General features: G+C 71.7%; 25 protein-coding genes and 1 pseudogene. 17 read left to right on the top strand and 9 right to left on the bottom strand.

Translation table 11 applies throughout. The features are described 5' to 3' along the window. Positions 1-58: 58 nt before the first annotated feature. Entirely contained in the window at positions 59-943 is an 885-nt protein-coding gene (locus ACH4SP_RS02740; RefSeq protein WP_398408464.1) for a helix-turn-helix transcriptional regulator, read from the top strand. Between the two features lie 58 nt (positions 944-1,001). Here the strand turns inward: ACH4SP_RS02740 and ACH4SP_RS02745 are convergent, their stop codons facing one another. Further along, the gene (locus ACH4SP_RS02745) at positions 1,002-1,652 is read right to left on the bottom strand and encodes a GNAT family N-acetyltransferase (protein WP_398408466.1); all 651 of its coding nucleotides are present in this window, start codon (positions 1,650-1,652) and stop codon (positions 1,002-1,004) included. A gap of 276 nt (positions 1,653-1,928) precedes the next feature. On the opposite strand from ACH4SP_RS02745, the gene ACH4SP_RS02750 reads away from it, so the two are divergent. The 4 genes from ACH4SP_RS02750 (at position 1,929) to ACH4SP_RS02765 (ending at position 5,260) form a co-directional block, all read left to right on the top strand. Continuing rightward, positions 1,929-2,318: a hypothetical protein gene (locus ACH4SP_RS02750; protein ID WP_398408468.1), complete on the top strand. Its 390-nt coding sequence runs from the start codon at positions 1,929-1,931 to the stop codon at positions 2,316-2,318. A 132-nt stretch (positions 2,319-2,450) separates the two neighbouring features. After that, the gene (locus ACH4SP_RS02755; RefSeq protein WP_398408470.1) at positions 2,451-3,212 is read left to right on the top strand and encodes an SDR family NAD(P)-dependent oxidoreductase; all 762 of its coding nucleotides are present in this window, start codon (positions 2,451-2,453) and stop codon (positions 3,210-3,212) included. Positions 3,213-3,235: 23 nt separating this feature from the next. Further along, on the top strand, positions 3,236-4,804 hold the full coding sequence (locus ACH4SP_RS02760; RefSeq protein WP_398408472.1) for an MFS transporter: 1,569 nt from the start codon (positions 3,236-3,238) through the stop codon (positions 4,802-4,804). 9 nt (positions 4,805-4,813) lie between these two features. Further along, positions 4,814-5,260 carry a TIGR03618 family F420-dependent PPOX class oxidoreductase gene (locus ACH4SP_RS02765; RefSeq protein WP_398408475.1) on the top strand — a complete coding sequence of 149 codons (447 nt, stop codon included), beginning with the start codon at positions 4,814-4,816 and terminating at the stop codon, positions 5,258-5,260. 11 nt (positions 5,261-5,271) lie between these two features. On the opposite strand, the gene ACH4SP_RS02770 is transcribed toward ACH4SP_RS02765, so the two are convergent. Further along, complete coding sequence (locus tag ACH4SP_RS02770) at positions 5,272-5,946, bottom strand: TetR/AcrR family transcriptional regulator (protein WP_398408477.1); 675 nt, start codon at positions 5,944-5,946, stop codon at positions 5,272-5,274. Positions 5,947-6,014: 68 nt separating this feature from the next. On the opposite strand from ACH4SP_RS02770, the gene ACH4SP_RS02775 reads away from it, so the two are divergent. Beyond that, the gene (locus tag ACH4SP_RS02775; RefSeq protein WP_398408479.1) at positions 6,015-6,779 is read left to right on the top strand and encodes an SDR family oxidoreductase; all 765 of its coding nucleotides are present in this window, start codon (positions 6,015-6,017) and stop codon (positions 6,777-6,779) included. A 112-nt stretch (positions 6,780-6,891) separates the two neighbouring features. Here the strand turns inward: ACH4SP_RS02775 and ACH4SP_RS02780 are convergent, their stop codons facing one another. Both ACH4SP_RS02780 and ACH4SP_RS02785 read right to left on the bottom strand, forming a co-directional pair. Beyond that, complete coding sequence (locus tag ACH4SP_RS02780; protein WP_398408481.1) at positions 6,892-7,974, bottom strand: JmjC domain-containing protein; 1,083 nt, start codon at positions 7,972-7,974, stop codon at positions 6,892-6,894. Next, entirely contained in the window at positions 7,971-8,981 is a 1,011-nt protein-coding gene (locus ACH4SP_RS02785; protein WP_398408483.1) for a cytochrome P450, read from the bottom strand. The genes ACH4SP_RS02780 and ACH4SP_RS02785 overlap by 4 nt, the downstream gene beginning before the upstream one ends. 662 nt (positions 8,982-9,643) lie before the next feature. Here ACH4SP_RS02785 and ACH4SP_RS02790 point away from each other — a divergent pair. Further along, positions 9,644-10,180, top strand: coding sequence for a hypothetical protein (locus ACH4SP_RS02790; protein WP_398408485.1), 537 nt, complete (start codon positions 9,644-9,646; stop codon positions 10,178-10,180). 44 nt (positions 10,181-10,224) lie between these two features. Here the strand turns inward: ACH4SP_RS02790 and ACH4SP_RS02795 are convergent, their stop codons facing one another. Next, entirely contained in the window at positions 10,225-10,683 is a 459-nt protein-coding gene (locus tag ACH4SP_RS02795) for an Lrp/AsnC family transcriptional regulator (RefSeq protein ID WP_398408487.1), read from the bottom strand. A 203-nt stretch (positions 10,684-10,886) separates the two neighbouring features. On the opposite strand from ACH4SP_RS02795, the gene ACH4SP_RS02800 reads away from it, so the two are divergent. From ACH4SP_RS02800 to ACH4SP_RS02810, 3 genes are all read left to right on the top strand, one after another. Continuing rightward, positions 10,887-11,576 carry an AzlC family ABC transporter permease gene (locus ACH4SP_RS02800; protein ID WP_398408489.1) on the top strand — a complete coding sequence of 230 codons (690 nt, stop codon included), beginning with the start codon at positions 10,887-10,889 and terminating at the stop codon, positions 11,574-11,576. Next, positions 11,569-11,898 carry a branched-chain amino acid transporter permease gene (locus ACH4SP_RS02805; RefSeq protein ID WP_398408491.1) on the top strand — a complete coding sequence of 110 codons (330 nt, stop codon included), beginning with the start codon at positions 11,569-11,571 and terminating at the stop codon, positions 11,896-11,898. The genes ACH4SP_RS02800 and ACH4SP_RS02805 overlap by 8 nt, the downstream gene beginning before the upstream one ends. An 89-nt stretch (positions 11,899-11,987) precedes the next feature. Further along, entirely contained in the window at positions 11,988-12,770 is a 783-nt protein-coding gene (locus ACH4SP_RS02810; RefSeq protein WP_398408493.1) for a thioesterase family protein, read from the top strand. Between the two features lie 139 nt (positions 12,771-12,909). Here ACH4SP_RS02810 and ACH4SP_RS02815 read toward each other — a convergent pair whose 3' ends face one another. Further along, a complete protein-coding gene (locus ACH4SP_RS02815; protein ID WP_398408495.1) occupies positions 12,910-13,227 on the bottom strand; it encodes a hypothetical protein in 318 nt (105 codons plus the stop codon). A 295-nt stretch (positions 13,228-13,522) separates the two neighbouring features. Between ACH4SP_RS02815 and ACH4SP_RS02820 the strand changes: the two genes are divergently transcribed. Then, positions 13,523-15,598 (top strand): ATP-binding protein, encoded by a 2,076-nt coding sequence (locus ACH4SP_RS02820; protein ID WP_398408497.1) that lies wholly within the window; start codon positions 13,523-13,525, stop codon positions 15,596-15,598. Between the two features lie 57 nt (positions 15,599-15,655). On the opposite strand, the gene ACH4SP_RS02825 is transcribed toward ACH4SP_RS02820, so the two are convergent. Continuing rightward, on the bottom strand, positions 15,656-16,396 hold the full coding sequence (locus ACH4SP_RS02825) for a TetR/AcrR family transcriptional regulator (protein ID WP_398408499.1): 741 nt from the start codon (positions 16,394-16,396) through the stop codon (positions 15,656-15,658). A gap of 122 nt (positions 16,397-16,518) precedes the next feature. Here ACH4SP_RS02825 and ACH4SP_RS02830 point away from each other — a divergent pair, with 122 nt between their 5' ends. Further along, the gene (locus ACH4SP_RS02830) at positions 16,519-17,226 is read left to right on the top strand and encodes an NAD(P)-dependent oxidoreductase (protein WP_398408501.1); all 708 of its coding nucleotides are present in this window, start codon (positions 16,519-16,521) and stop codon (positions 17,224-17,226) included. A 33-nt stretch (positions 17,227-17,259) separates the two neighbouring features. On the opposite strand, the pseudogene ACH4SP_RS02835 reads toward ACH4SP_RS02830, so the two are convergent. Beyond that, positions 17,260-17,568, bottom strand: a pseudogene (locus tag ACH4SP_RS02835) (formate dehydrogenase); the annotation flags it as partial. Between the two features lie 421 nt (positions 17,569-17,989). Here ACH4SP_RS02835 and ACH4SP_RS02840 point away from each other — a divergent pair. The 3 genes from ACH4SP_RS02840 to ACH4SP_RS02850 are packed head-to-tail and all read left to right on the top strand — an operon-like array spanning position 17,990 to position 20,536. Beyond that, a complete protein-coding gene (locus tag ACH4SP_RS02840) occupies positions 17,990-19,090 on the top strand; it encodes a Dyp-type peroxidase (protein WP_398408503.1) in 1,101 nt (366 codons plus the stop codon). Beyond that, positions 19,087-19,899, top strand: coding sequence for a family 1 encapsulin nanocompartment shell protein (locus ACH4SP_RS02845; RefSeq protein WP_398408505.1), 813 nt, complete (start codon positions 19,087-19,089; stop codon positions 19,897-19,899). The genes ACH4SP_RS02840 and ACH4SP_RS02845 overlap by 4 nt, the downstream gene beginning before the upstream one ends. A 4-nt stretch (positions 19,900-19,903) precedes the next feature. Further along, entirely contained in the window at positions 19,904-20,536 is a 633-nt protein-coding gene (locus ACH4SP_RS02850; protein WP_398408507.1) for a DUF1345 domain-containing protein, read from the top strand. Here ACH4SP_RS02850 and ACH4SP_RS02855 read toward each other — a convergent pair. Further along, positions 20,526-22,019: a cytosine permease gene (locus ACH4SP_RS02855; RefSeq protein WP_398408509.1), complete on the bottom strand. Its 1,494-nt coding sequence runs from the start codon at positions 22,017-22,019 to the stop codon at positions 20,526-20,528. The two genes, ACH4SP_RS02850 and ACH4SP_RS02855, sit on opposite strands and share 11 nt — an antisense overlap. 192 nt (positions 22,020-22,211) lie before the next feature. Between ACH4SP_RS02855 and ureA the strand changes: the two genes are divergently transcribed. Continuing rightward, on the top strand, positions 22,212-22,895 hold the full coding sequence (gene ureA, locus ACH4SP_RS02860) for an urease subunit gamma (RefSeq protein ID WP_398408511.1): 684 nt from the start codon (positions 22,212-22,214) through the stop codon (positions 22,893-22,895). Between the two features lie 73 nt (positions 22,896-22,968). Next, positions 22,969-24,651: an urease subunit alpha gene (locus ACH4SP_RS02865; RefSeq protein WP_398408513.1), complete on the top strand. Its 1,683-nt coding sequence runs from the start codon at positions 22,969-22,971 to the stop codon at positions 24,649-24,651. Positions 24,652-24,699: the final 48 nt, after the last annotated feature.

The following is a 24,699-nucleotide window of genomic DNA, read 5'->3' on the forward strand; positions in this document are numbered from 1 at the left end:
GGCCGGCTCCTCTCCACGGACGTCGCCGTGCTCGTCACCCCTTGCCTAACATGGCGCGATGAACATCTCCCGGCTTCCCGCAGAGGCACGGCAGCGACGTCGCGCCGAGATACGCGAGTTCCTGCGCTCGCGACGGGCGCGGCTGTCGCCCCAGGACCTGGGCATGCCGGTGAGCGGCGGGCGGCGCACGCCGGGGCTGCGCCGCGAGGAGGTGGCGGTGCTCGCCGGTGTGGGGGTCTCCTGGTACACGTGGCTGGAGCAGGGCCGCGAGATCAACGTGTCGGAGGACGTCCTGGACGCCGTCGCACGGGTGCTGCGGCTGGGTGGAGCCGAGCGTGAACACCTGTATCTGCTGGCCGGGTTGAACCCGCCCCGGTCGTGCCCGGCGGACCGGGAGGTGTCCCCAGGGCTCCGCCGGGTGATCGACGGCTGGCTGCCCCGGCCCGCCTACATCATCGACCGGCACTGGAACCTGCTCGCCGTCAATCGCGCCGCCCGTCTCGTCTTCGGGTACGGCGAGGGGGACCACAGCTGTCTGGTGAGCTTCTTCACCAACGCCCGCTTCCGGTCGGCGCTGTGCCACTGGGAGGACGCCGCGCGGGAGATCGTCGGACAGTTCCGCGCGGACGCAGCCCGCTATCCGGACGACGCGGAGTTCGGCCGGCTGGCCTCCGACCTGTGCGCCGCGAGCCCCGCCTTCGCCGAGATCTGGGCCGAACACCCCGTGGGCAGCGCGGCCCAGGGCATCAAGGCCCTCGTCCATCCCGAGCTGGGCGACCTGGTCTTCGAGTACACGACGCTGCCGCTGCCCGACCTCCCGGGCCACCGGCTGCTGCTGTACACGCCCGCACCGGGCACCGGAACCGAGGCCCGGCTGGCCGACGTTCTCGACACGGACTCCGGCCGCGAGGAACGACACCGGACGGGGCTGGGAGCCCGGTAGGAGAAGGGGGCTGGGGTTCGGATCCTGACGGCTGACGCACCAGGCCGTCCCCGCCGGCTCAGCGCTCCAGGCCGAACCACGGCAGGCACTCCGCCAGCCCCTCCGTCTTCACGGGGACCGGCTGGTGCTGTTGCCACCCTTCAGTACGGAGGCGGAGCCTGCGCAGCACGGCGGGTTGGCCGCGTACGGTATGACGTTCCATGCCGTCCTCGTGGTAGCCGAGCTTGCGCGACACCTCCAGCGAGGCCGCGTTGTCCGCGTACGCCCCGGAAACAGCGTGCTGTGCGCCGAGTCCGGCGAAGGCCAGGTGGAGGACGGCCGCGCGCATCTCGGTTCCCAGGCCCTGGCCGTGATGGGCCCTGCCCAGCCAGGAACCGGTGCCTACTTCACGGCGGACCGAGAAGTCCCGGGCGCTGAGGCCCTGTGTGCCCACGACGGTCCCGTCCCGTACGACCGCCAGGTTCAACTCCCAGTTCTCCGGCTGCCACTCGCCCCAGCAGCGCCAGTGGTACTGCAGCACATTCCGGGCACGTTGCTCGGGCGTGGCATCGGTCCATGCCACGGTGAACGGCTGCACCCCCGGGTCATGCACACCGTCGGCGGCCAGCGAAGCCAACGCGGCGAGATCGTCCAGGTCCGGCAACCGCAACTCCAGGCGCGGCGTGGTCAATCGCAGGCCCGCAAGCGGCCAGTGCGTCAGCAGGTTCATGACCTGGGATTCTTCTCGCTCCAAGCCATCGTGACCACTGGATTTCCGAGGGTGCGCTTCCCGGACGAGCCACTCGGGCGCCACTGGACCTGGCCCGTCCGCCACTGAACTTGACCGGGGACCGCCTACCCGGGCGGCGGTGGCGCCCCTAGGTTCTTGGCCCAGCACGCACCGCGGTGCCGGGCGACCGTCGGCACCGCGTCCACTCGCACCACGGGCCAACACGAGGTATCCCACAGGGGGACCCGGCCCGTGACCGGGAAGGAAACCGACCCGATGACCCTTCGTAAACGCCTCGCCCTCTCCGTGGCAACCGTGGCAGTGGGCTCCGGCCTGGCCTTCGCCCCGCTGGCCTCGGCGGCTCCGCTGGCCTCGGCGGTCCCGCAGACCTCGGCGGCCCCGCAGGCCGCCGCCAGCTGCGCCTACCCGTACGTCTGCTTCTACAAGGGCTCCACGAAGACGGGCCAGTTCAAGGACGTCACCAGCGGCTGGCAGAACCTCGGTGCCAGCAAGGGCGCCACCTCGATGGTGAACACCCGCCGTGACGACATCGTGTACACGCACTTCACCAACGGTGAGACGTGGTGCACCCCGCCCAACAACACCACCACGTTCAACTCCTGGGTGGTCGACAAGATCCGCATCAGCTCCGCGTCCAGCTGCTGACCCGCGCCGCACCAGCGCCGGCCCGCCCACCTCGGCGGCCGGCACTGGAACCCGCTCGCCGAGGGTGGTGGTGACAGACCCAGGCCCGACCGGCACTGCCGCCCGCGCGCGACCCGGTCGACGATCGTCGGCATGAAGCGATTCACGAACAAGACGGTCCTGATCACCGGCGGCACCAGCGGCATCGGTTTCGCCACCGCACGCAGGCTCCTCGACGAGGGTGCGTACGTCGTCATCACCGGGCGCGACCAGGCGCGCCTCGACGCGGCCCTCGCCCGCCTCGGCGCCGGGCAGGGGCGGGCACTCGCGGTGCGGGCCGACGTGGCATCCAAGGCCGAACTCGGCCATCTCGTACGGGAGATCGAGACCTGGCGCGGCAGTCTGGACGCGGTCTTCGCCAACGCCGGTGTCGGCATCTTCAAGCCGAGCGCCGAGCTGACCGAGGACGACTTCGACCGTACGGTCGACATCAACTTCAAGGGCGTCTTCTTCACCGTCCACACCGCGCTGCCGCTGCTGCGGGACGGCGGTGCGATCGTCATCAACGCGTCCTGGACCATGCACCGCGGGCTGTCCGTCGCGTCCGTCTACTCCGCGAGCAAGGCCGCAGCCCACAACCTGGCCCGTACGCTGGGCGCCGACCTCGCCCCGCGCGGGATCAGGGTCAACTCCGTGAGCCCCGGCTACATCGACACGGAAATGTACCGGGACGCCAACCCCGACCCCGGCGCCGAGGCCCACACCGCCGCACAAGTGCCGCTCGGCAGCCTCGGCCATCCCGACGACATCGCCGCCGCCGTGGCCTTCCTGGCCTCGGACGACGCCTCCTACATCACCGGCCAGGACCTCGTCATCGACGGTGGCCTCCTCGGCTCCGTGCCCGTCGGCCGATGAAGGGGCGTACGGCGGTGAGCCCCGTGGCGGCGACAGCCTCGGACGCCACCGCGCAGAAGCCGAGGCCCGCCGTCGTGTTGACCGCGATTCTGCTGGCGCTGCTGATCCTGCCCACCTCGGTGACCGGTTCGGGCGTGGCGCTGCCGCACATCGGGCGCGACACGGGCGCCTCGCTGGACACGCTGCAGTGGGTGGTGCACGGCTACAACCTGACCTTCGCGAGCTTCATGCTCGCCTGCGGCTCGCTGGCCGATCTGGTCGGCCGGCGCCGGATGTTCGCCGCGGGCGGTGTGCTGTTCACGGTGGCGTCCGCCGCGAGCGTGGCGACGAACGACATCGTCCTGCTCGACGTGGCGCGCGCCGTGGCCGGTGTCGGCGCCGCTGCACTGCTCACCAGCGGCAGTTCACTGCTGGCCGCGACCTTCCGGGGCGCCGCGCGCAACCGGGTGTTCGCGGCCGTCGGCATCGTGACGGGCGGCGGACTCGCCCTGGGCGCCATGGCGGCGGGAGCGCTGGCCGACGCGCTGGGCTGGCGTGCCTTCTTCGGGCTGCACGCGGTACTGATGCTGCTGGTGCTGTGCGCCGTACCGTTCCTGCGGGAATCACGCGGTGACACGGCGGCCCGGGTGGACTGGGCGGGCACCGCGGCCTTCGTCGGCAGCCTCTTCCTGCTCATGCTCGGCACGGTCGAGGGGCCGCAGTGGGGGTGGGGCAGCGCTCCGGTCCTCGCCCTGCTGGCGGGGGCGGTGCTGCTGATGGCGGTGTTCGTCGGCGTGGAGCGACGCGCCCGGTACCCGATGCTCGACCTGGCGCTGCTGCGCAATGCCCGGTTCATGGCCCTGTGCCTGATTCCCGTGGTGGTCACCTTCTCGTTCGTGATCCTGCTGCCCCTGCTGCCGAACTACCTGCTGGTCGCGAACGGTTCCTCCAGCCGGGCGGCGGGCACCACGATGCTGCTGATGACGCTGCCGATCCTGCTCACCCCGCTCCTCGCGGGGAGGCTGGTCCGGTGGGGGCTGTCCCACCGGGGCGTGTTCGGCCTCAGCCTGCTGTGCCTGACGGCCGGTACGGGGTGGCTCGCCACCACCCTCGAACCGGGCGTGGGCCCGGCGGCGCTCGCCGGCCCCCTGATCACGCTCGGGATCGGCCTGGGCCTCAACTTCGGCCTGGTGGACGGTGCGGTCCTCACCGTGGTGGCGCCCGAAGCCACCGGGACGGCGGCGGGCTTCCTCAACACGCTTCGTCTTGGCAGCGAGGCCCTCGTCATCGCCGCGGCGGGCTCGGCGCTGATCAATCTGACGAGCAATCAACTTGCCGCGGGTCTGGACCGGTTCCCCGTGTACCGGGGCGGGGCCGGGGAGCTGGCCAACAGCGTGAACGCGGGAGACCTGACCGGCGCCCTCTCCGGGCTGCCCGCCGAACTCCGCCCGGAATTCGCCGACTTCGTCACCCACGGCCTCACCGACGCCTGGCAGACGGTCCTCTGGGTCGGCGCCGCGATCTGCGCGGCCCTGTCCGTGGCCATTTACACCATGCTCGGGCGGCCGGACGACAGGCTCCCCCCGAGTCGTCGTACGGACCCCGGTTGTTAGCCTCCCCCGATGACTGCAATCTTCGACGAAGCCGTCCGCGCCCGCCTGAAAGCCGCTCACATCTGGTACGTAGGAACCGTGTTCCCCGACGGAGCGCCGCAGGTCAGCCCGATGTGGGTGGATCTGGAGGGCGAGGGGGAGCTGACCTTCAACACCTCGGTGGGCCGGGTGAAGGAGCAGAACCTGCGCCACGACCCCCGCGTCTACCTCTCGCACGCGGACGCCGTCGACCCCTTCGACCGGGTGCAGATCAGCGGTGAGGTGGTCCGCTTCATCGAGGGCGAGGAGGCGCACGACCGGATGGACCGGCTGGCCCGCAAGTACCTGGGCAGCGAGCGGTTCGAGTGGATCATGCCGGGGGAACAGCGAGTCGCGGTGGTCGTACGCCCGGTCAAGGTGCGGCACATCGTCGGCGTGGAGCGGTTCCGGCCGGGCGGGCCCGTCCCCGCTTCCTGACGGGGCCTTCTTCAGTCGTCCGTCCCGTCCGTCCGGTCGGTTCCGGTGATCCCCCCGCCGAAGGCGGCGGTGAGTGCCTGCGCGATCAGGTCCGGCAGCTCGCTCCTTCCGTCGTCCTCGGCCCAGCGCATCAGTGCCGTGTTCATGGCGGCCAGGCAGGCGCCGGCCGCTGCTTGGGCGCGGAACACCGCGTCGGGATCAGGGGTGTTGGGGTCCGCGGCGTTGCCCCCGAGTGCGTCGACGATCGTCTGCTGCAGGGCGTAGTGGCTGTCCAGGTGCCTGGCCCGCAGGGCCGGTGTCGAGATCATGAGCTGGAGTCGGGCCAGCAGGAACTGCTTGTTCGCCGTCGGGTCGGCTCCGGGGCCGCCACCGGCGTCGGCGCCGGTCAACGTCGTGGCCGCGTCGACGAGTGCGGTGCCGATACGGCGGACCAGGGGCTGCGTCGCGGACGACGCGAGGATCCGCTCGGCGACGAGGGGGCCGTTCTGGTCGACGAGCACCAGGTCCTCCTTGGTGGGGAAGTGCCGGTACACGGTCATGGGCGACACGCCCGCGGCCTTGGCGACGCCGGCCACGGTCGTGGCGTCGTATCCGTGCTCGGTGAACAGCCGTACCGCGTGCGCCTGGATCATGCGCTGCGTCTCGGATCGCCGTTGTGCCCGCAGGGTTGGGTGCTGGTCGGTCATGTGGTAGACACTATCGCAGTGGTAGTCACTACCAGGTTGGTGGTGACTCGCAGATCGGGGTGGTGGGCATGAACGATCTGACCGGCAGGACGGCTCTCGTCACGGGAGCATCGCGCGGCATCGGGCAGGCGATCGCGGTCCGGCTCGCGGCACGGGGGGCCGTGGTCGCCGTGCACTTCGGTACGGACGACTCCGGTGCGACGGCGACGGTCGACGCGATCGAACGTACCGGTGGCACCGCGTTCACCGTCGGGGCGGAACTGGGCGTGGACGACGACGTCGAGACGCTCTTCGCGGGGGTCGAGGCCGGCCTGGCAGGGCGGCCGCTCGACATCCTGGTGAACAACGCGGCGGCCGCGCCCGCGGGCCCGCTCGGAGCCACCACGCGGAAGGAGTTCGACCACCTCTTCGCGGTGAACGTCCGTGCGCCGTACTTCATCGTCCAGCGCGCACTGCCCCTGCTCCGCGACGGCGGCCGCATCGTCACGATCTCGTCGGTGGTGACCCGGATGGCCAACCCCGCCCAGACGTCCTTCGCCATGACGAAGGGCGCGGTCGAGACGATGAGCCTGACCTTGGCCAACGAGCTCGGGGTCCGGGGCATCACGGTGAACGCGGTTGCTCCCGGCGCGACCCGGACGGCGGCCAACGGAGCGTTCTTCGAAGCGCCGGGCCTGGCCGAGCACATCGCCGGAACGACGGCGCTCGACCGGCTGGGCGGCCCCGACGACGTCGCCGAGGTCGTCGCCTTCCTCGCCTCCGACGCGGCGCGCTGGATCACCGGGCAGGTCATCGACGCGAGCGGCGGCCTGTTCCTGGGACCGCGCGCCTGAGCACGGGGGCCGCCGCCCTGCCACGTACGTCAAGTCCGGTACGTGCCGCGACGTACGCCAAGCCGGTACGTGCCGCCTCGTACGTCAAGCGCGCTACGTGCCGCGGCGTACGTCAGCGTCCGGTACGTGCCGCGTCGCGCAGTCTGCGCCAGGTGCGGCCCACGGACATCGGCCCCGCGCGACCCGCGCCGGGCGCATCGGCCGCCCAGTTCCTGGCCGTCTCGGCCAACGTCTCCGGGGGTCTCTCCGTCCGGGTCTCCGTCTGCGCGACCGGTTGCCGCGTCTGCGCGGCCCGTGCGGCGAGCCGCAGGTCCTCCGGTGTGATCGTGTCGAGCCTCGCCCGGACGTGGCTGAGCAGCGTGGCGCAGGCGTCGGTGATCGCGGCGTCGCCCAGCGGGCGCGCCGGGAGGCCGAGCCCCTCGGTCAACTCCTGTTCCAGGGCCGTCCGCAGGTCCTGCAGGGAGATGTCACGGATCGTCAGCGACAGGTGGGCGGACAGCCCGGCGGCGCCCACCGCGCGGTGCGCGAAGCCGCGCGGTACGTAGAGCACGCTGCCGGGCTCCAGAACGCTCTGCAGGAGCAGCTTGGAGCGCTCGTCGTCCGGGAGTTCGCCCAGCGACCAGTCCGCCACCGTCGGCGCGTCGTGGACGTACCAGGTCTTGTGTCCCGACACCTGGAGGACGAACACGTCGGCGTCGTCGCGGTGCACCGCGAGACCCTGACCGCCGACGGGCGTGACGAAGAAGAACGCCTCCACGTGCCGGCCGGTCTCCTCGGACAGTCGCGCCACCAGATCGCGCGTCGGGCCGTGCCACTGGTCGACGTACCGCAGGAGCAGCGTCGCTCCGGCGCGCAGGAGTGCGACGACCTTCGCGCGGTCGGCGAAGCCGTGGTGGGCGGCGCCGCTGACCAGGCGTGACGTGGTGTAGGCCGCGGGCGGGACGGTGACCTTGTCGGAGCGCACCATCTCCAGGTACGGGGTGCGCAGCAGCCCGCTGTCGAAGGCGGCGTCCAACTCGTCGAGGTCGAACGGCGAGGCGAGCGTCTCCGGCGTGAAGACCGCGGGCTCGCGCTGCCACTGGTTGCCCGCGAAACGCTCCACGTCGCCGACCCAGTTGGCCAGCTTGGGCGATTCGACGGGGGATTCCGCGGGCGGTTCCATGGAGGATCTCGTGGGCGGTTCCATGGTGGTCATGCCCCGATTCCCGCGTCGAACCGTACGGAGAGCAGCGAGCGCAGCGGGACCTCGGCCTCCTGCTGCGGACTGCGGATGACGAGCCCGTTGTCGAAGGCGACGGTCAGCAGGCGCTCGGCCAGCGGCACGATCAGGTGCTTGGCCCAGCAGCGGGCACCTTCGAACCCGTACGGCATGAACGCGGGCGTCTTCTCCGGGTCCGCCACCCCGGCCCACCGCTCGGGCCGGAACTCCAACGGGTCGGCCCAGTAGTCCGGGTGACGGTGCATCAGGAGCGGGAAGAGCGCGACCTTGTCCTCGGGACGGATCTCGGGGTGCAGCCCGGTGTACGCCTTCCCGTCCGTACGGAACAGCATCCACGCGGGCGGGAGCAGTCGCAGCGTCTCCCACAGGGCCGCGGTGAGATCGGCGGGGGCCTCCGCAGGTTTCCGCGCGGGGCCCATGAGCCACAGGGCGTTGCCGGCCAGCGCGGCCACGCCGTCGCAGAGGGTGGCCGTCGCCCGCCGGTACATCGCGACGGCCTGCTTCTTGTCCAGGTCGCCGGAGGCGGCGCGGATCAGCTCGGCCAGCGCGGTGCCCCCCTCCGCACCGGAGCCCGGCCAGACGGTGACGGCGCGGTCGACGACCCGGGAGAGGGCGGGGGAGCGCGTGACGCCGCGCTTCGACAGCAGGGAGACCGGCAGGGGATCGGACGAGAAGAGCCACTGGCGCAGGTAGGAGGTGGCCGCGTAGGGCCAGGCGCCCGACAGTCCGCGCGCCGGGGGCGGCGGATTCCGGATGCCCGCCAGGACGTCCTGCCCCAGCGCGCGGATCGTCCGTGTCGCGCTGTCGTGCTGGATGTCGGCTCCCGCGGCGGGCTTGTAGACCGAGCGCTCGGTGGCCAGCACGGGGCGCGCCGCGACGATTTCGGCGACCAGGTCGCATTCGGAGACGCCGACCGTGGTCGCGTCGATCCGGAACACCTTCTCTTCCCTGGCCAGCAGTTCCTGAATCCGCGGGGCATACACGACGGAATGGCCGCGCACCGCTGCCGGCGCCCTTTCTTCCAAGAGAATCCCGCCTCTGCCCGTCTCTATTGGTCTGTGGGGCCATTGGCCCATGGGAATGGCGATGGGAAAGCGTTCCCGCGGTGGGCGGGGAACGTGGAGCGTCGGCGGAGGCAGCGGCACAGCCGCGTCCTCCGCCGACAACTACCGACGAGGGTGCGTCAGATGACGTGCAGGATCCACGAGTGCTGCGAGAGGTCCTCGTCCTTCTTGAACTTCCGAACCAGTGCCTTGACCATCTTCATGTCTACTCCATTCCCTGGACTGCGGGGGCTTCAAGAAGAAGTGCCCGCGCCATAATCGAAAGAGAAACGCGCCCCTGTTGGGGAGTCATGACGCTTTCAGTCAACACTTACGTTTTTCTATCGTTCCACTAACGTTTCGCGCGGGTTGGCGCAGTACTGACGGGTCATCAGCCCGGCGGAATCCGTCCGGCGGAACGGGCCGCACGGGATGACCTGGCCTTTCTCCAACTCGCGGACGGCGGGGGCGGGTTGGGGTTCGTGCGGTCCGCGCCGGCCCCCGCGTGTGCTTCCCGCGGATTCGGCTGACCCCGACATCACGCACGGTCTACGGTACGAATACACCGTGTTACCCGTCGCGGTCGCCCGAGGAGGAATCCTGTGCCATCGTCCTGTGACCCCCAGTACGCTCCCGCCGGCGACGTGGGCGCGGCGCTCATGCTGATCGACTCCCGGCTCAAGGGCATTCACGACGGCAGGACCGAGACCGACCCCGAACAGCAGGCGCTGACCGACCAGTTCCTCGCGTCCCTGGGGCCCGAGGGTGCAGCGGACGTGCTGGACGGCGCGTGCACCCTCGTCTACATGTTCATGGTGTGGCTGCGCAGGGTCCACGAGGACCAGGGCAAGGACGTCATCGAGTACGTGGTGCCCACCCTCGTGGCCGCGCTGCGCATGATGCCCAAGAGCGTCGGCCCCGAGGCGATCCCCACCATGACGGGCCTGGTCGTGGCCGCGGGCACCGGCCTGAGTCCCAGCCTCTGGCGCACGCAGTACGGACCGTGGACCGAGAACGAGATGAAGCCCCTGGAAGCCACCGTCTTCCTGCTCGCGGAGCACATCAACCGCATTGCCGACGACCCCGACTTCGCCACCCGCATCATCACCGAAGCGCTGTCCGAACTCGGCGAGGACTGACCTGCCCGCCGTGGCGGTGCAACGGCCACTGCACGCCCCCTGGTTCAGCCGGTCGCCTTGATCTTCTTCATGGTGAGGTGGGATTCGAGGCGCAGGACGGCGGGCAGACCGCTGAGCTTGCCGGTGAGGAAGGCCTCGTAGGCGGCGTGGTCGGCCACGGCGACGCGGAGGAAGTAGTCGGGGCGCCCGTACATCCGGCGGCACTCGACGACCTCGTCGTAGGAGGCCACGGTGGCCTCGAACGCCTCGAAGCTCTTGCGATCCTGGGCGTAGATCTCGACGTCGACGAGGACCTCCAGTCCGCGGCCCAGGGCCTCGGGGTCGATGACGGCCCGGTATCCGGTGATGACACCGGCCTCTTCCAGGCGCTTGACCCGGCGCAGACAGGGCGGCGGGGTCAGCCCGACCCGCTTGGCCAGTTCGACGTTGGTCAGCCGACCGCCCTGGCTCAGTTGAAACAAAATGTCCCGGTCCACCTGATCCAGGCTTACTTCATTGCTCATGACGGCATCCTAGAGCGATAAGTGGCAACCAAATGAGGCCGGATTCTTCTTAAGATTTCTCCATGAACAGAAGCCCTGCAGTCGCCGGGGGCCGTCCTCGGGCTGCCCCCGCGCCTCCCGCGCCTCCCGCGCCTCCCGCGCCTCCCGCGCCTCCCTCTCCTCCTGATTCCCGCACTCCTCCCTCCCCTTCGTCTCCTCCCTCCGTGCGACCGTCCGAGGCGCGTGCGGCTTTCAAGGACTCCGCAGGCGCTGTCCTCGGATTCGTCCCACTCGGGCTCGCCTTCGGGGCGCTGGTGACCCAGTCGGGCCTGGACTGGTGGTGGGCGGGGCTGTCCGCGGCGATCGCCTTCAGCGGATCGTTCGAGTTCCTGCTGATCGGCATGGTCACCGCGGCGGTGCCGCTGGCGGCCATCGCACTGTCCGCGTTCATGGTGAACGTCCGGCACGTCTTCTACGCGCTCTCCTTCCCCCTGCACCGGGTGACCGGCCGCGTCGGCAAGACGTACGCCGCCTTCGCCCTGTGCGACGAGGCGTACGCGCTGACCACCGGCACACGGGCCCGCTCCTGGTCCGGCCGGCGCATTCTGTGGCTGCAGGTCTTCCTGCACCTGTCCTGGACGAGCAGCGCGATTGCCGGGGCGCTGCTCGGCTCGCTCATCCCGGACGGCGTCACCGGCCTGGACTTCGCCCTCACCGCCATGTTCACCGTCCTCGCCCTCGACGCCGTCCGGGACCTGCGCGGCGACCTGCCCACACCCGTGCTCGCCCTGCTCAGTGCGGTGGCCGCCCGGCTCCTCTTCCCGGGGCAGCTTCTGCTGGCCGCCTTCGCCCTGTTCACCGTCGGGCTGCTGGCCGTCCGCTGTACGACCGGCAGGAGGCCGAGCCGTGCCTGACCCGCTCCACGCCGTCGCCGCCGTCCTCGTCACCGCCGCCGTCACCTGGGCCCTGCGGGCCCTGCCCTTCACCGTCCTTGCCCCCCTGCGCGCGAGCGCGACCGTCCAGTTCCTCAGCACCCGCATGCCCGTCGGCGTCATGGTGATCCTGGTCGTCTACTGCCTGCGGGACCTGCCCGTCACGGAGCCGCGTGCGCTGGCCCCGGTCGCGGCCCTGGCGGTTACCGTCGGCCTGCACCTGTGGCGACGTAACGTCCTGATCAGCATCATCGGCGGCACCGTCGTCCATGTCGTCCTGGCCAGCGCGGTCTTCGCCCACTGAAAGCCCGTCCACTGAAAGCCCGTCCACCGAGAGCCCGTCACTGAAAGCCCGTCACTGAGAGCCCGCCACCGAGTGAGGAATCGCGTCCGTTGAACACCGGCAGTTACTACGAGCCCATCGACGAGCACCGCTACAAGCCGACCGTCCACGCGGGCGGCGCCTGGGACCCGGGCGAGCAGCACTTCAGCCCGCTCGGCGGACTCATCGTCCACGCCATCGACCGCAGTTCGGCCGCGCGCCGGGATCGCGGCCTGGTCCTGTCCAGGATCAGCTTCGACATCCTCGGGCGCCTCGCCCTCGACGAGTGCGAGATCCGGGTCGAGACCGTCCGGCCGGGCCGCACCATCGAACTGGTCGAAGCCGTCGTCCTCATAGCCGATCGCCCGGTCGTACGGGCCAGGGCCTGGTTCCTCGCCGCCGGCGACACCAGTGCCGTCGCCGGCGGCGGCGCCGACAGGCTCACCCCTCCCGAGGCACTCGCGCCCTGGCCCATGGCCGACGTCTGGCCCGGCGGCTACATCGCGTCCATCGACGTCCGTCCGCTCGCGCCGCCGCAGCCGGGCCGCACGACCGCCTGGCTCTCCACCCCTCTCGACCTCGTCGCGGGCGAGCCGGTCGGCCCCCTCGCGTCGTATGTGGCGCTGGTCGACACCGCCAACGGCATCGCCGTACGGCAGTCGCCCACCGCCTGGATGTTCCCCAACGTCGACCTGACCCTCCACCTGCACCGGCAGCCCGAAGGCCGCTGGACCGGACTCGACACCACGGTCGTCTTCGGCCCCACCGGCCAGGGCATCACCAGCACCGTCCTGCACGACCTCAACGGCCCCGTCGGCCACGCCCAGCAGATGCTCACCGTCCGCCCCGGATGAGGCGGCGCAGGACGCGGAATGCCGCATGCGGAATGCCGCATGCGGAATGGCGTGAGCGGACAGCCGTGAGTGGGCGGCTGTGAGCGGGCGGCCGTGAGTGGACGCAGCCGTGCACGACCGGTCGTGGGACCCGCCGTGCTCACCCGCCCCAGCGCACCAGGGCCGCCGCGACGGCGACGGCCGCCGCGGTGAGAAACGCCGTGGCGCCCCACAGCGCCGCGGCGCACGGGGCGCGGGGTTCGGGCGGGTGCAGGAGCCGCTGTCCGCAGGCGCAACCGCCGGGCGGGTCCTGGAAGTTGCCGGGCAGGTCCGGCGGTACGTGTTCGAGCCAGCAGGTGCCGAGGAACTCGGGGCGGGGAGACGCGGCGGGCCGTCCGCCGCGACCGCGTCGACGAGCGCCGCGAGCCGGGCCCGGGGGCCTGCCCACAGGCGAGGGAAACGTTTCTTCAGACTGCATGACCAGTCCAACGACACTGCCGGACATCGGTGTCGGGTCGCGGACCGAATCGGCCGGGCCCCTGTGCCGTCACCGCTCGGGGGTTCGAGTGCTCATCAGGGTGCGTGAGCGGGGCCGGATGTGCGCCACCTGGGTGGCGCTGCGGCGTTGGGAGTGCTGTGCCGTCACTGCAGTGACGGTTCTGCACTCGGATTTCTCGACCGGTCGCGGGGTGCCGCACCGGTCGTGGCGTCAACCATGTGAAGGGACGAAGCAAGTGCTCAGTCGTGTCGGCGGGCTTGAGGTGCCAACTGCTGTGAGGGGGGCCGGGTCCGGGGCGGGGTCCGGCGGCCTGGTCGGGCGCGGCCGGGAGCTGGACGCCCTGCGGGCGCTGCTGGCGGAGCACCGGCTGGTGACGGTGGTCGGCGGGGCGGGCGCGGGCAAGAGCGCTCTCGTGGCGGTGACGGCCAGGACGTCGCGGGGGCCGTGGCGACGCGTGGTCCACGTGCGCTGGCAGGGCAGCGGGCGCGGCGCCCCCGGGGTGCTGGCCGCCGCGGTCTTCGAGGCGGTGACCGGAACGCGGCCGGGCCCCGGGCCCGTGCGGGTCCACGCACTGGCCGAACGGCTCACCGCCAGGAGAGCGCTCCTCGTCCTCGACGACATGGACCTGGTCCACCGGGAGTGCGTGGGGTTGGTGCAGGGGCTGCTGATGGCCGTACCGGGGCTGCGGGTGCTGGTGTCGTCGCGGTCCGCCCTCGGGCTCGGCGAGGAACAGGTGCTGGAGCTCATGCCGCTGAGCACGCGGGAGCCGGACGGTGCGGGCGAACACCCGCCTGCGGTACGGCTGTTCCTGGACCGGGCCCGGGCGCGCTCGGCCGGTCCGGGCGACAGTACGGCGGGGTCCGTCGAGGACCGGACGGCTGCGCCGGTCGAGGACCGGACGGCTGCGCCCGTCGACGACCAGGACCTGCGGTCGGTGACGGCGATCTGCCAGGTGCTGGAGGGCTTTCCGCTCGCGATCGAACTCGCCGCCGAGCAGCTGGACCGTCATCGACCCGGCGACCTCGCGGAGCTCCTGGAGCAGGACCAGTGCTGGCTGAGCCGCCCCCGGTCGGGCGTGCGACGGCACCGGTCGCTGCGGACCGCCGTCGGTGCCAGCTACCTGCTGTGCGACCGGGAGGTGCGGATCGTGTGGGGCCGGCTCAGCGTGCTCGCCGGAACCTTCGACGAATCCACCGCCGTGGTCATGTGCGCGGGCGGAAGCGTCCAGCCGCACCAAGTGCCCTCCTGTCTGGCCCAGTTGACGGCGCTGCACGTGCTGGAGGCGGTGCGCGGCCCCGGCGGGCTGCGGGAGCCGCGCTACCGCATGCTGCGCTCAGCGCGGGACTTCGGTGCCGAACGGCTGCGGGAGGCCCAGGAGGTCGAGGTGGCCGCCGAGCGCCGCGCCCTCCACTACCGGCAGGTCTCGGTGGTCGCCGAAAGCCTGTGGGACAGCGGCTCCCAGGCGCAGGCGATGCGGCTCGTACGGGACGAACAGGACGACCTCAGGGCCACGCTGCGGCACGCGCTGCACCACCCCGAGCACGCGGTGGCGGCCCTGGAGACAGCCCTCAACCTCTGGTTCTGGTGGGCGGTGCACGACGGCGCCGATGAGGGCCGGGCATATCTGCTGCGGCTGCTGGAGCTCTGTCCGACGGACCGTCAATTGACCGTACGAGGACTGTGGTTGACGGCCTGGCTCACCTCGTACAGCGATCCTCGGGCCGCCGGTGAGCTGCTGGACCGGGCCTGGCCGGCGGCCGTCCTGGCCGGTGACGACGCGGCGATCGGCTGGATCGCCCACGTCCAGGGCCTGCTGGCACTCGGGGAGGGCGAGGCGCGGGTCGCCGCCGAGTACTTCGACCAGGCGGCCCGTACCGTCCCGGCCCGGGTGTCCGGCGGGCCCAGCGCGGTGGTGAGCCTGGCCGCCCTGGCCGTTGCCCGGTCGGGCTTCGCGCCGCGCGCCGCACAGCGTGCCGCACGGCGGGCGCTGACCCGGCCCGGCGTCCGTGGCGACACCTGGGCGTGCGCCCTCGCCCGCTACGCGCTAGCGCTCGTCGACCACCAGCACGGCCGCAGCGGCCGCGCCTGGCGCAGGGCCCACCGCGCGCTCGCCTCCCTCGACGGCACGCTGCCCGGTCCGCACGGACCCGCCGCGCTGCGTCAGCTGTTCACCGCCGTCGAGGCGGCAGCAGGGGCGGATGCGGCAGCAGGGGAGACAGGAGCGGACGCGGAGGCCGGGGCCGCGTCCCCCGCCCCGGCGCTCCTGCCGCCGATGCCGCGGCCGCGCACCGCGCCGTCCTCGGCCGTCCCCGCCGCCACCGAGCGCGCTCACCAGCAGCAGGTCCCGTAAGGAGGGCGCGTAAGGACGGCGCGTAAAGACGGTGCGTAAAGCCTCGCGGGCGCCGCTTCAGCTTCGGCGCGGGATCCCCAACGACCCTACGAGCTGGCTCACTTCCTCCCGGAAGAGCTTGCCGGGGCTGTTCGTCTGGGAACGCAGGTGGCCGTAGACCTCCAACGACACCAGGCCGTGCAGCCGCCCCCAGAGGCGGAGGGCGAGCGCGACGGCGGCGGGCGGCAGGTCGGGGAAGTCCGGGCGGACCTTGTCGAGGAGCCCGGGGTCGAAGTCGGACCAGTCGAACTCGCTGTCCTCATAGAGGTGTTCGGCGTGCGGCCAGGCCGCTGCCGCGAGTGCGGTGAGCCCTGTGCAGACCCGGCGGGCAGCCTCAGGGGCGGCGCCTCCTTCGGGGGCGCGGTAGCCGGGAACGGGGTCGCCGTAGACGAGGCGGAAGCCCTCGGGATTGGCCAGGGCCCAGCTGCGGAAGGCGTCGGCCCAGCTCTGGATCCGGCCGGCCGGACCCTCGGCCGACGCGCTCTCCCAGGCGGCGTCCACGGAGTCGGCCAGCTGGGTGTAGACGTCGTTGACGAGCGCGGTGACCAGGTCGTCGCGGGTGGCGAAGTAGCCGTAGATGGCGTTGGCCGTCATCCCCATCTCGCGGGCGATGGCCCGCAGGGTGATGGCGTCGGGTCCGCTCGCGGCCATCAACTCCAGCGCCACGTCCTTGATTTCGGCTGTCGTCTCGGCGCGCAGCCGCTCGCGGCGCCCCATGTTCCCTGCCTTGCTCGCTGACCTGCTCGCTGTACCTGCCACCCGGGCACTCTACAGCGTCACTAGAATTGATGGCCGTATAGATACTTCACACCGTATAGTCACTGCACGGCGTATCGGATTCTGCCGTCGCGCCTTCACGTCCGCAGGAACAGGGGAGAGCCATGCACATCGGAGTCGTCGGAGCCACGGGGACCATCGGCAGCCGGGTCGTCACCGAGGCCCTGGAGCGGGGGCACCGCGTCACCGCGCTCAGCCGTGACGCGGCGCGGCCGCAGGCCGAGGAGAAGAGGGAGAACATCACCTGGGCGAACGTCGACGTCCTGGACGCGGCGAGCATCGAGGCCGTACTGCCCGGCCTCGACGTGCTCATCAGCACCTACCAGCCCGGCAACGCCGCCAAGGACTTCGAGGACACCGTCCGGCGCTCGATCGCCGACCCCACGACCCACTCCACCGTGGCGCGCGCCCTGCTGAAGGCGCTGGAGAGCCACCCGCGCACCCGGCTGATCGTGGTCGGCGGTGCGGGCAGCCTGGAGATCGAACCAGGGCTGGTCTGGATCGACTCGGACGCGCGCGTGCACGAGACCCTCGACCGGCTCGGGCTGCCCCGCGCCTACGCGGAGGCGGCGCGCGGCGCCCGCGACGGCCTGAACGTGCTGCGTACGTCGAACCGGCGGTGGACCTACTTCAGCCCCGCCGAGGAGATCGCCCCGGGCGAGCGCACCGGCCGCTTCCGTACCGGCGGTGACCAGGTGGTCCGCGACGCGGAGGGACGCAGCCGCATCTCGGCGGAGGACGCGGCGGTCGCCCTGATCGACGAGGTGGAGCTGCCGCGGTTCGTACAGCGGCGGTTCACGATCGGGTACTGACGCTCGGGACCGCTCAGGACCGCTCGGGACCGCTCAGGCGGCGGGGCCGATGGTGACCTTGACGTGCTTCATGATCGGCTGGTCGCTCTGGGTGCTGTAGTCGCCGAGTGCGCACAGCACGTTCATCTCGGGCATGTAGCCGGCCGCGCAGCCGCGCGGGATGTCGTACGGAACGGCCAGGTAGCCGGTGAGGTGCCGTTGGCTGCCGTCCTTCGCGGTGCTCGTGATGTCGACCTGGCCCAGGTCGGCGATGCGGCGCTCGCGCATGTCGGCCCGGTTCATGAAGACCAGCGTGCGCAGGTTCTTGACGCCGCGGTAGCGGTCGTTGTCGGAGGTGACGCTCTTGGCCGCACCCCAGCCGGCCGAGGGGTGGTGGTACGGGCGGAACTCCGGCTCGCCCCGGGGGACAGGTCCGGCAGGGGGCGCCTGGGGTTCCAGGTGCTCCGGAGCATCCTGCTCGTCCTTGTCGATGCTCATGGTTCTCACCCTTGCCTGGGGCCGGGGACCCGGGTGGGGCCGGGGACCCGGGGGGAAGCAAGTACGGGGGAAGTGTCGGGGGAAGTGCGGGGGAAGGCAACTGCGCCTTCGGGCAGGCTATGTTCGCCGCCTCCTGCCTGCCATTCGAGGCCCGGCCTGCCGCGCGCGGCCCGGAGCATGCCCGGAGCAGTGCCGACTGCGTGCCGATCTTCCTGCGGATACTCTGACCCTGCCGCACGCTATCCGTTTTGTCCGTATTCAGGGTTTTTGGTTCGGCGGGAGTCCCATGGTCACAGTTCAGCCCGTCGTCGGGGCGCCCGCCAAGGCGGCCGTCTTCCTGGTGGCCACCGTGAACCCGGGCGGCGAGGCCGCCGTGCGCGAGACGCTCCAGGACCTGGCCGGGCTGACCCGCTCGGTGGCGTTCCGGTCTCCCGAGGACGGCCTCGCCTGCGTCGTCGGTCTCGCGTCCGAGGCCTGGGACCGGCTGGTCGGCGGAGTGCGACCGCGCGACCTGCACCCCTTCCGGCCCTTGCAGGGGCCGCGCCACCGGGCCCCCGCCACGCCCGGTGATCTGCTCATCCACCTGCGCGCCCGGCGGATGGACCTGTGCTTCGAGCTGGCCGCGCTGATCGTGGCGCGGCTGGACGGGGCCGTGACCGTCGTCGACGAGACGCACGGCTTCAAGTACTTCGACGGGCGCGACCTGCTCGGCTTCGTCGACGGCAGCGAGAACCCCGAAGGCGGCGCGGCTGCCGACGCCGTGTTCATCGGCGACGAGGACCCGCCGTTCGAGGGCGGCAGCTACGTGCTGGTGCAGAAGTACCTGCACGACATGGCGGCCTGGGCGTCGCTCACCGCCGAGGAGCAGGAACACGTCATCGGACGCACCAAGTCCGCCAACGTGGAACTCTCCGACGACGCCAAGCCCGCCGACTCGCACGTCGCCCTCAACACGATCGTCGACGACGACGGCACCGAGCGAAGAATCGTCCGCGACAACATGCCGTTCGGCCGGGTCGGCAGCGGCGAGTTCGGCACGTACTTCATCGGCTACGCGCGGACGCCCGCCGTCACCGAGCAGATGCTGCGGAACATGTTCCTCGGCGCGCCGCCCGGCAACACCGACCGCATCCTCGACTTCTCCCGGGCCGTGACCGGCGGCCTCTTCTTCGTCCCCAGCGCCGACCTGCTCGAAGACCTCCCCGACCCGTCCCTGGAATCCGACCCGCCCTCGGAATCCGACCGGCCCTTGGAGTCCGACCGGTCCTTGGAGTCCGACCGGTCCCTGGAGTCCGACCGGTCCATCGAATCCGACCCGTCCCCCGATGCCACCCGTCCCGGGCAATCCCTGGGCATCGGCAGCCTGAAAGGCGTCCCGGCCCCATGACGACCCCCGCCACGAACAACCTCCACCGTGAACTCGCCCCGATCACACCGGCCGCCTGGGGCGAGATCGAGGAAGAGGCCCGCCGTACCTTCCGGCGCCACGTCGCGGGCCGTCGCGTGGTCGACGTCCCCGACCCGGCGGGCCCGGAACTCGCCGCCGCCGGTACGGGACACCTGTCCGAGCTGACCGCCCCCGCCCCCGGCGTCGACGCGAGGCTGCGCGACGCCCGGCCGATCATCGAACTCCGGGTGCCGTTCACCGTCTCCCGGGCCGCCGTGGACGACGTCGAGCGCGGCGCGAAGGACTCCGACTGGCAGCCGGTGAAGGACGCGGCCCGCACCCTGGCGTTCGTCGAGGACCGGACGATCTTCGACGGGTACGGGGCGGCAGCCGTCGACGGACTGCGCGCACGGTCCTCGAACCCGGTGCTGCGGCTGCCCGCCGAACCCCGCGACTACCCCGACGCGGTCAGCCGGGCGCTGACCTCCTTGCGGCTGGCCGGCGTCGACGGCCCGTACGCGCTGCTGCTCGGCGCCGACGCGTACACGGCGGTCAGCGAGACCTCCGACCACGGCTACCCGGTCGCGGCCCACCTGACGCGGATGCTCGGCTCCCCGCCGATCTGGGCACCGGCCCTGCAGGGCGCCTTCGTCCTGTCCACCCGGGGCGGCGACTTCACCCTGCTCCTCGGTCAGGACGTGGCCATCGGCTACACGGCGCACGACGCGGAGGGCGTCGAGCTGTACCTCCACGAGACGCTGACGTTCCTGACGTACACGGACGAGGCCGTCGTCGTCCTGAACGCCTGAGCCCATGAGCCACTGGGCCCTGCCGTCCGCCGTCCCCCGGCTGGTCGGCTCCTCGCTCGTCGGCGCCCTCGCAGGCGCGGCCGTGGGTCTGTCCACGACGGTCCCGCTGGGCGTCCTCGCCGGTATCGCCGTCGCGGAGACCCTCTTCGTCGTGACCGGCTGGCTGGTGCTCTTCCCGATGAGCGCCGCCGACACCCAACGCAACGTACGGCGCGAGGAGTTCCGGCCCGTCGCCGAGGAACTGGCCGTCGTCGGCGCGGCCCTGTGCGGCCTGGGCGCCATCGTGGCCCTGCTCCTGGTCGGCAAGGACCTGAGCCGCGCGGCGGCGGGCACCGCGCTGTGCGGGGTGTTCATGGCCTGGGCGGCCCTGCACCTGATGTACGCCACGCGGTACGCGGCCCTCTACTACGCACCGCCCGAGGGCGGCATCGACTTCCACACCCGGGACCGGCCCCGGTACGTCGACTTCCTGTACTTCAGCTACAACCTCGGCATGACCTACCAGGTCTCCGACACCGACGTCGCCACGTCCGAACTGCGCGCCGTCGTCCTGCGGCACTGCCTTCTCTCGTACGTGTTCGGCGTCAGCATCCTGGCCACCGCCATCAACCTCGTCGCCGGAATCGTCACGGCCTGACGCGCGGCACGCGTTCAGGAGTACGTACGGGAGTACGCGCCGGTGCGCGGGCCTCCAACGTCGCGTACAGCACCCCGCCGACCAGCCCCGACAGTACGAAACTGCAGTCCACGCCGCCCGTCAGCGCGAGCAGCGGGCCCTCGTACAGCGGGGTCGACACGGCGGCGAGGCCGACGGCGGCGCCCACCGTCCAGGAGAGCGTCGCGCCGGGGTGCCAGCCGCCGGTGAACCAGTAACTGCCGCCCTTCGCACGGCGGTTGAAGACCTGGAGCGCCTCCGCGTCGTATTCGCCGCGGCACCGCACGTAGCCGATCGTGGTGATCACCGCCCAGGGCGTGCCGACCGCGGTGAGCAGCAGCACGAAGGACGTCATCGCGGACTGGGCGTCCCAGACGAAGTGGCCGAGGAAGACGAACGCGGTGGCGACGCAGGCGGCGATCGCGGTGGCCTGCGGGCGGGTGGCGCGGGGCACGATCGCGTCGAGGTCGAGCCCCATCGAGTAGAGCATCAGGCCCGCGTTGCCCACAGAGCCCGCGGCCGCGGCGAGCAGCAGCGGCAGCAGGTACCAGGCGGGCGCGGCGTCCACCAGGGGGCCCGCGTAGTCGAGGGCGGCGCGGGCGGCGAGCGCGGTGTACGTACCGAAGAGCTGCGGCAGTAGCAGGCCGACGAGCAGCCCCAGACAGGTGGCGGCCAGCACCGGGCGGGTGCCGTGGCGGCGCGGTGAGATGTAGCGCGTGTAGTCGCCGAGCAGGGTGATGAAGGCGATGGGTCCGCTGAGCCCGGCCGCGACGGCGGAGAGCAGCCAGGTCGGCCAGAAGGAGCCGAGCAGGTACGGGGTGTCCGGCGGAGCCGCCGCGGTGAGGTCGGGGGCGTAGGCGATCAGGCCGAGCGCCAGCAGGGCGGTCATGGAGACCGCGAGGATCTTGCTGAGGCGCAGCAGCAGCCGGTAGCCGTAGACGGCGCCGACGACCGTGCAGGCCGCGAGGGCCGCGTAGGCCAGGGCGTGGGCGGCGCCGGTGTCGGGCAGTCCTGCGACACGGGTGAGGGTGCCGACGATGACGTCGCCGCCGATCCACAGGGTCAGCGCGGTGTAGCCGAGGGCCAGCAGCAGCCCGACGACCGAACCGATGAGCCGTCCGCGCACGCCGAACTGGGCGCCGCTGGAGGTGGAGAGGTTGGTCCCGGTGCGCAGCGAGACGAGGGCGAGCGGGGCGGTGACGGCGACGCCGACGACGGTGCCCGTGACGACCGAGGTGACGGCGGGCCACAGGCCGAGGCCGAACGAGACGGGCAGCCAGCCGAAGACGATCACGCCCAGGCAGAGGTTCGAGCCGAGCAGGATCGACACGAGGTCGCGCGGACTGCTGGTGCGCTCCTCGTCGGGGATGGTGTCGACGCCGCGCTGTTCGAGCAGCCGGGGCGCGGAGCTGTGGGTGTCGCTGGTGTGGGTGTCGCTGGTGTGGGTCTCGTGCTCGCTTGGCATGGGGGAGCTCTCCCGCTGGGCCTGAGGAATGTTTGAGTAACGTTCAAAATCTTCACTGCCGTGCAACGACCCTGCACGTGGCCGTTCGACGCCGCTCAATGTGGCTTAGCTCAAGGTTGCGCGTCAATGCTTCCGGCTGAGCCGTCTCATGTTTAGAGTGATGCTCAAACAAGTGCCTGGAGGAGTGACGGCGTGCGACTGACCCCGACCGAACGTGACAGGCTGCTGCTTTTCGGAGCGGCGGAGTTGGCGCGGGCCCGCAGGGCGCGCGGGCTCCGGCTCAATGTCCCCGAGGCCACCGCCCTGATCGCGGACACCGTCTGCGAGGCGGCGCGGGACGGGCGGCGGCTCGCGGAGGCGATCGAGGCGGCCCGCGGCGTGCTCGGTCCCGACGACGTCCTGCCCGGGGTCGCCGACGTGGTCACCGAGGTCCACGTCGAGGCGGTCTTCGACGACGGCTCACGGCTCGCCGTGGTGAGCGACCCCATCGGCGGCGGCACGCTCGGCGACGACGCCCCGGGCGCCCTGCTGCCCGGACCCGGATACGAGGAACCCGCCCCCGCCGTACGGATCACGGTGCACAACACCGCCACGGTCCCGGTGTCGGTCACCTCGCACTTCCACTTCTTCGAGGCGAACCCCCGACTGGACTTCCCCAGGGCCACCGCCTACGGGATGCGGCTCGCCGTGCCCGCGGGCTCCTCCTTCCGCTTCGGCCCCGGCGAGAGCGCCGAAGTGGGCCTGGTGCCGATCGGCGGGCACCGCGTCGCGATCGGCTTCGCCGGACTGGTGGACGGCGCACTCGACGCACCGGGCGCGAAGGAGGAGGCCCTGCGCAGGGCGGCGGCGTGCGGCTACCTCGGAGCGACGCAATGAGCCACGCCCCGGCCGCCGCCCGCTCCGCCCCCGCATCCCCCCATCCCACCCCCCGCCCGACGGAGGCAATCCGATGAGCTCTGGCATCACCCCCTACGAGTACGCCTCCGTGCACGGCCCCAGGACCGGGGACCGGGTGCGGCTCGGGGACTCCGGGCTCGTCGTGCGCGTCGAGTCCGACTCGCAGCAGCCGGGGGAGGAGTTCCTCGCCGGGTTCGGCAAGACCGCCCGCGACGGACTGCACCTCAAGGCCGCCGCCGTCCGCGACACCTGCGACGTTGTGATCAGCAACGTGCTGCTCATCGACGCCGTGCAGGGCATCCGCAAGGTGTCCATCGGGATCCGGGAGGGCCGCATCTCCGGCATCGGCCGGGCCGGCAACCCCGACACCCTCGACGGCGTCGACGTCGTCGTCGGAACCGGGACCAGCATCGTCTCGGGCGAGGGCCTCATCGCCACCGCCGGAGCCGTCGACACCCACGTCCACCTCCTCTCGCCCCGGATCATGGAGGCCTCCCTCGCCTCCGGGGTGACCACGGTCATCGGCCAGGAGTTCGGCCCGGTGTGGGGCGTCGGCGTCAACTCGCCCTGGGCGCTGCGCCACGCCTTCAGCGCCTTCGACGCCTGGCCCGTCAACATCGGCTTCCTGGCCCGGGGTTCGTCGTCGGACGGTGCGCCGTTGGTGGAGGCGCTGGCCGAGGGCGGGGCCAGCGGGTTCAAGGTCCACGAGGACATGGGCGCCCACACCCGCGCTCTGGACACCGCGCTCCGCGTCGCGGAGGAGCACGACGTGCAGGTCGCCCTGCACAGTGACGGCCTCAACGAGTGCCTGTCCGTCGAGGACACCCTCAAGGTCCTCGAAGGCCGTACGATCCACGCCTTCCACATTGAGGGCTGCGGCGGCGGACACGTACCCAACGTCCTGAAGATGGCGGGTGTGCCGAATGTGATCGGCTCCTCCACCAACCCCACGCTTCCCTTCGGCCGCGACGCCGTCGCCGAGCACTACGGGATGATCGTCTCCGTCCACGATCTGAAGACCGACCTGCCCGGCGACGCCGCCATGGCCAGGGACCGCATCCGGGCGGGGACCATGGGCGCGGAGGACGTACTGCACGACCTCGGGGCCATCGGGATCACCTCGTCGGACGCCCAGGGGATGGGGCGGGCCGGCGAGACCGTGCGCCGCACCTTCCAGCTCGCGGGGAAGATGAAGGCCGAGCGCGGCGCCGAGGGCGACGACGACAACGCCCGGGTGCTGCGCTACCTGGCCAAGCTCACCATCAACCCGGCCATCGCCCACGGCCTCGCCCACGAGATCGGCTCCGTCGAGGTCGGCAAGATGGCCGACATCGTGCTGTGGCGCCCCAACTCCTTCGGCGCGAAGCCCCAGTTGGTGCTGAAGTCGGGTTTCCCCGCGTACGGGGTGACCGGCGACCCGAACGCCGCCACCGACACCTGCGAACCCCTCGTCCTCGGCCCGCTGTTCGGCGCCCACGGCGCGGCCCCCGCCGATCTGTCCGTGGCCTTCGTCGCCCGGGCCGCCCTCGACCAGGGCAACGACACCATGCCCACCCGCCGCCGCCGGGTCGCGGTCCGCAACACGCGGGGCATCGGCCCCGCCGACCTGCTCCTCAACTCCCGTACCGGATCCGTCGACGTCGACGGCCGCACGGGCCTGGTCACCCTCGACGGCGACCCGCTGCGCTCGGAGCCCGCGGACTCCGTCCCGCTCAACCGCCTGTACTTCCTCTGACCTGTCCTCTCTCCCGCCCCCTCTCCCGTCCCCTTTCCCGTCCTCTTT

Origin of the sequence: Streptomyces sp. NPDC021093 (genome assembly GCF_044333135.1) — a bacterium.
Taxonomy (GTDB): domain Bacteria; phylum Actinomycetota; class Actinomycetes; order Streptomycetales; family Streptomycetaceae; genus Streptomyces.

Excerpts from the sequence above, each read along its gene's own strand:
- ACH4SP_RS02840 (WP_398408503.1), top strand. The coding sequence starts at position 17,990 with ATGGTCACAGTTCAGCCCGTCGTCGGGGCGCCCGCCAAGGCGGCCGTC.
- ACH4SP_RS02830 (WP_398408501.1), top strand. The coding sequence starts at position 16,519 with ATGCACATCGGAGTCGTCGGAGCCACGGGGACCATCGGCAGCCGGGTC.
- ACH4SP_RS02770 (WP_398408477.1), bottom strand. The coding sequence starts at position 5,946 with ATGACCGACCAGCACCCAACCCTGCGGGCACAACGGCGATCCGAGACG.
- ACH4SP_RS02795 (WP_398408487.1), bottom strand. The coding sequence starts at position 10,683 with ATGAGCAATGAAGTAAGCCTGGATCAGGTGGACCGGGACATTTTGTTT.
- ACH4SP_RS02865 (WP_398408513.1), top strand. The coding sequence starts at position 22,969 with ATGAGCTCTGGCATCACCCCCTACGAGTACGCCTCCGTGCACGGCCCC.
- ACH4SP_RS02780 (WP_398408481.1), bottom strand. The coding sequence starts at position 7,974 with ATGACCACCATGGAACCGCCCACGAGATCCTCCATGGAACCGCCCGCG.
- ACH4SP_RS02845 (WP_398408505.1), top strand. The coding sequence starts at position 19,087 with ATGACGACCCCCGCCACGAACAACCTCCACCGTGAACTCGCCCCGATC.
- ACH4SP_RS02750 (WP_398408468.1), top strand. The coding sequence starts at position 1,929 with ATGACCCTTCGTAAACGCCTCGCCCTCTCCGTGGCAACCGTGGCAGTG.
- ACH4SP_RS02765 (WP_398408475.1), top strand. The coding sequence starts at position 4,814 with ATGACTGCAATCTTCGACGAAGCCGTCCGCGCCCGCCTGAAAGCCGCT.
- ACH4SP_RS02740 (WP_398408464.1), top strand. The coding sequence starts at position 59 with ATGAACATCTCCCGGCTTCCCGCAGAGGCACGGCAGCGACGTCGCGCC.
- ACH4SP_RS02855 (WP_398408509.1), bottom strand. The coding sequence starts at position 22,019 with ATGCCAAGCGAGCACGAGACCCACACCAGCGACACCCACACCAGCGAC.
- ACH4SP_RS02745 (WP_398408466.1), bottom strand. The coding sequence starts at position 1,652 with ATGAACCTGCTGACGCACTGGCCGCTTGCGGGCCTGCGATTGACCACG.
- ACH4SP_RS02775 (WP_398408479.1), top strand. The coding sequence starts at position 6,015 with ATGAACGATCTGACCGGCAGGACGGCTCTCGTCACGGGAGCATCGCGC.
- ACH4SP_RS02755 (WP_398408470.1), top strand. The coding sequence starts at position 2,451 with ATGAAGCGATTCACGAACAAGACGGTCCTGATCACCGGCGGCACCAGC.
- ACH4SP_RS02815 (WP_398408495.1), bottom strand. The coding sequence starts at position 13,227 with ATGCAGTCTGAAGAAACGTTTCCCTCGCCTGTGGGCAGGCCCCCGGGC.
- ACH4SP_RS02850 (WP_398408507.1), top strand. The coding sequence starts at position 19,904 with ATGAGCCACTGGGCCCTGCCGTCCGCCGTCCCCCGGCTGGTCGGCTCC.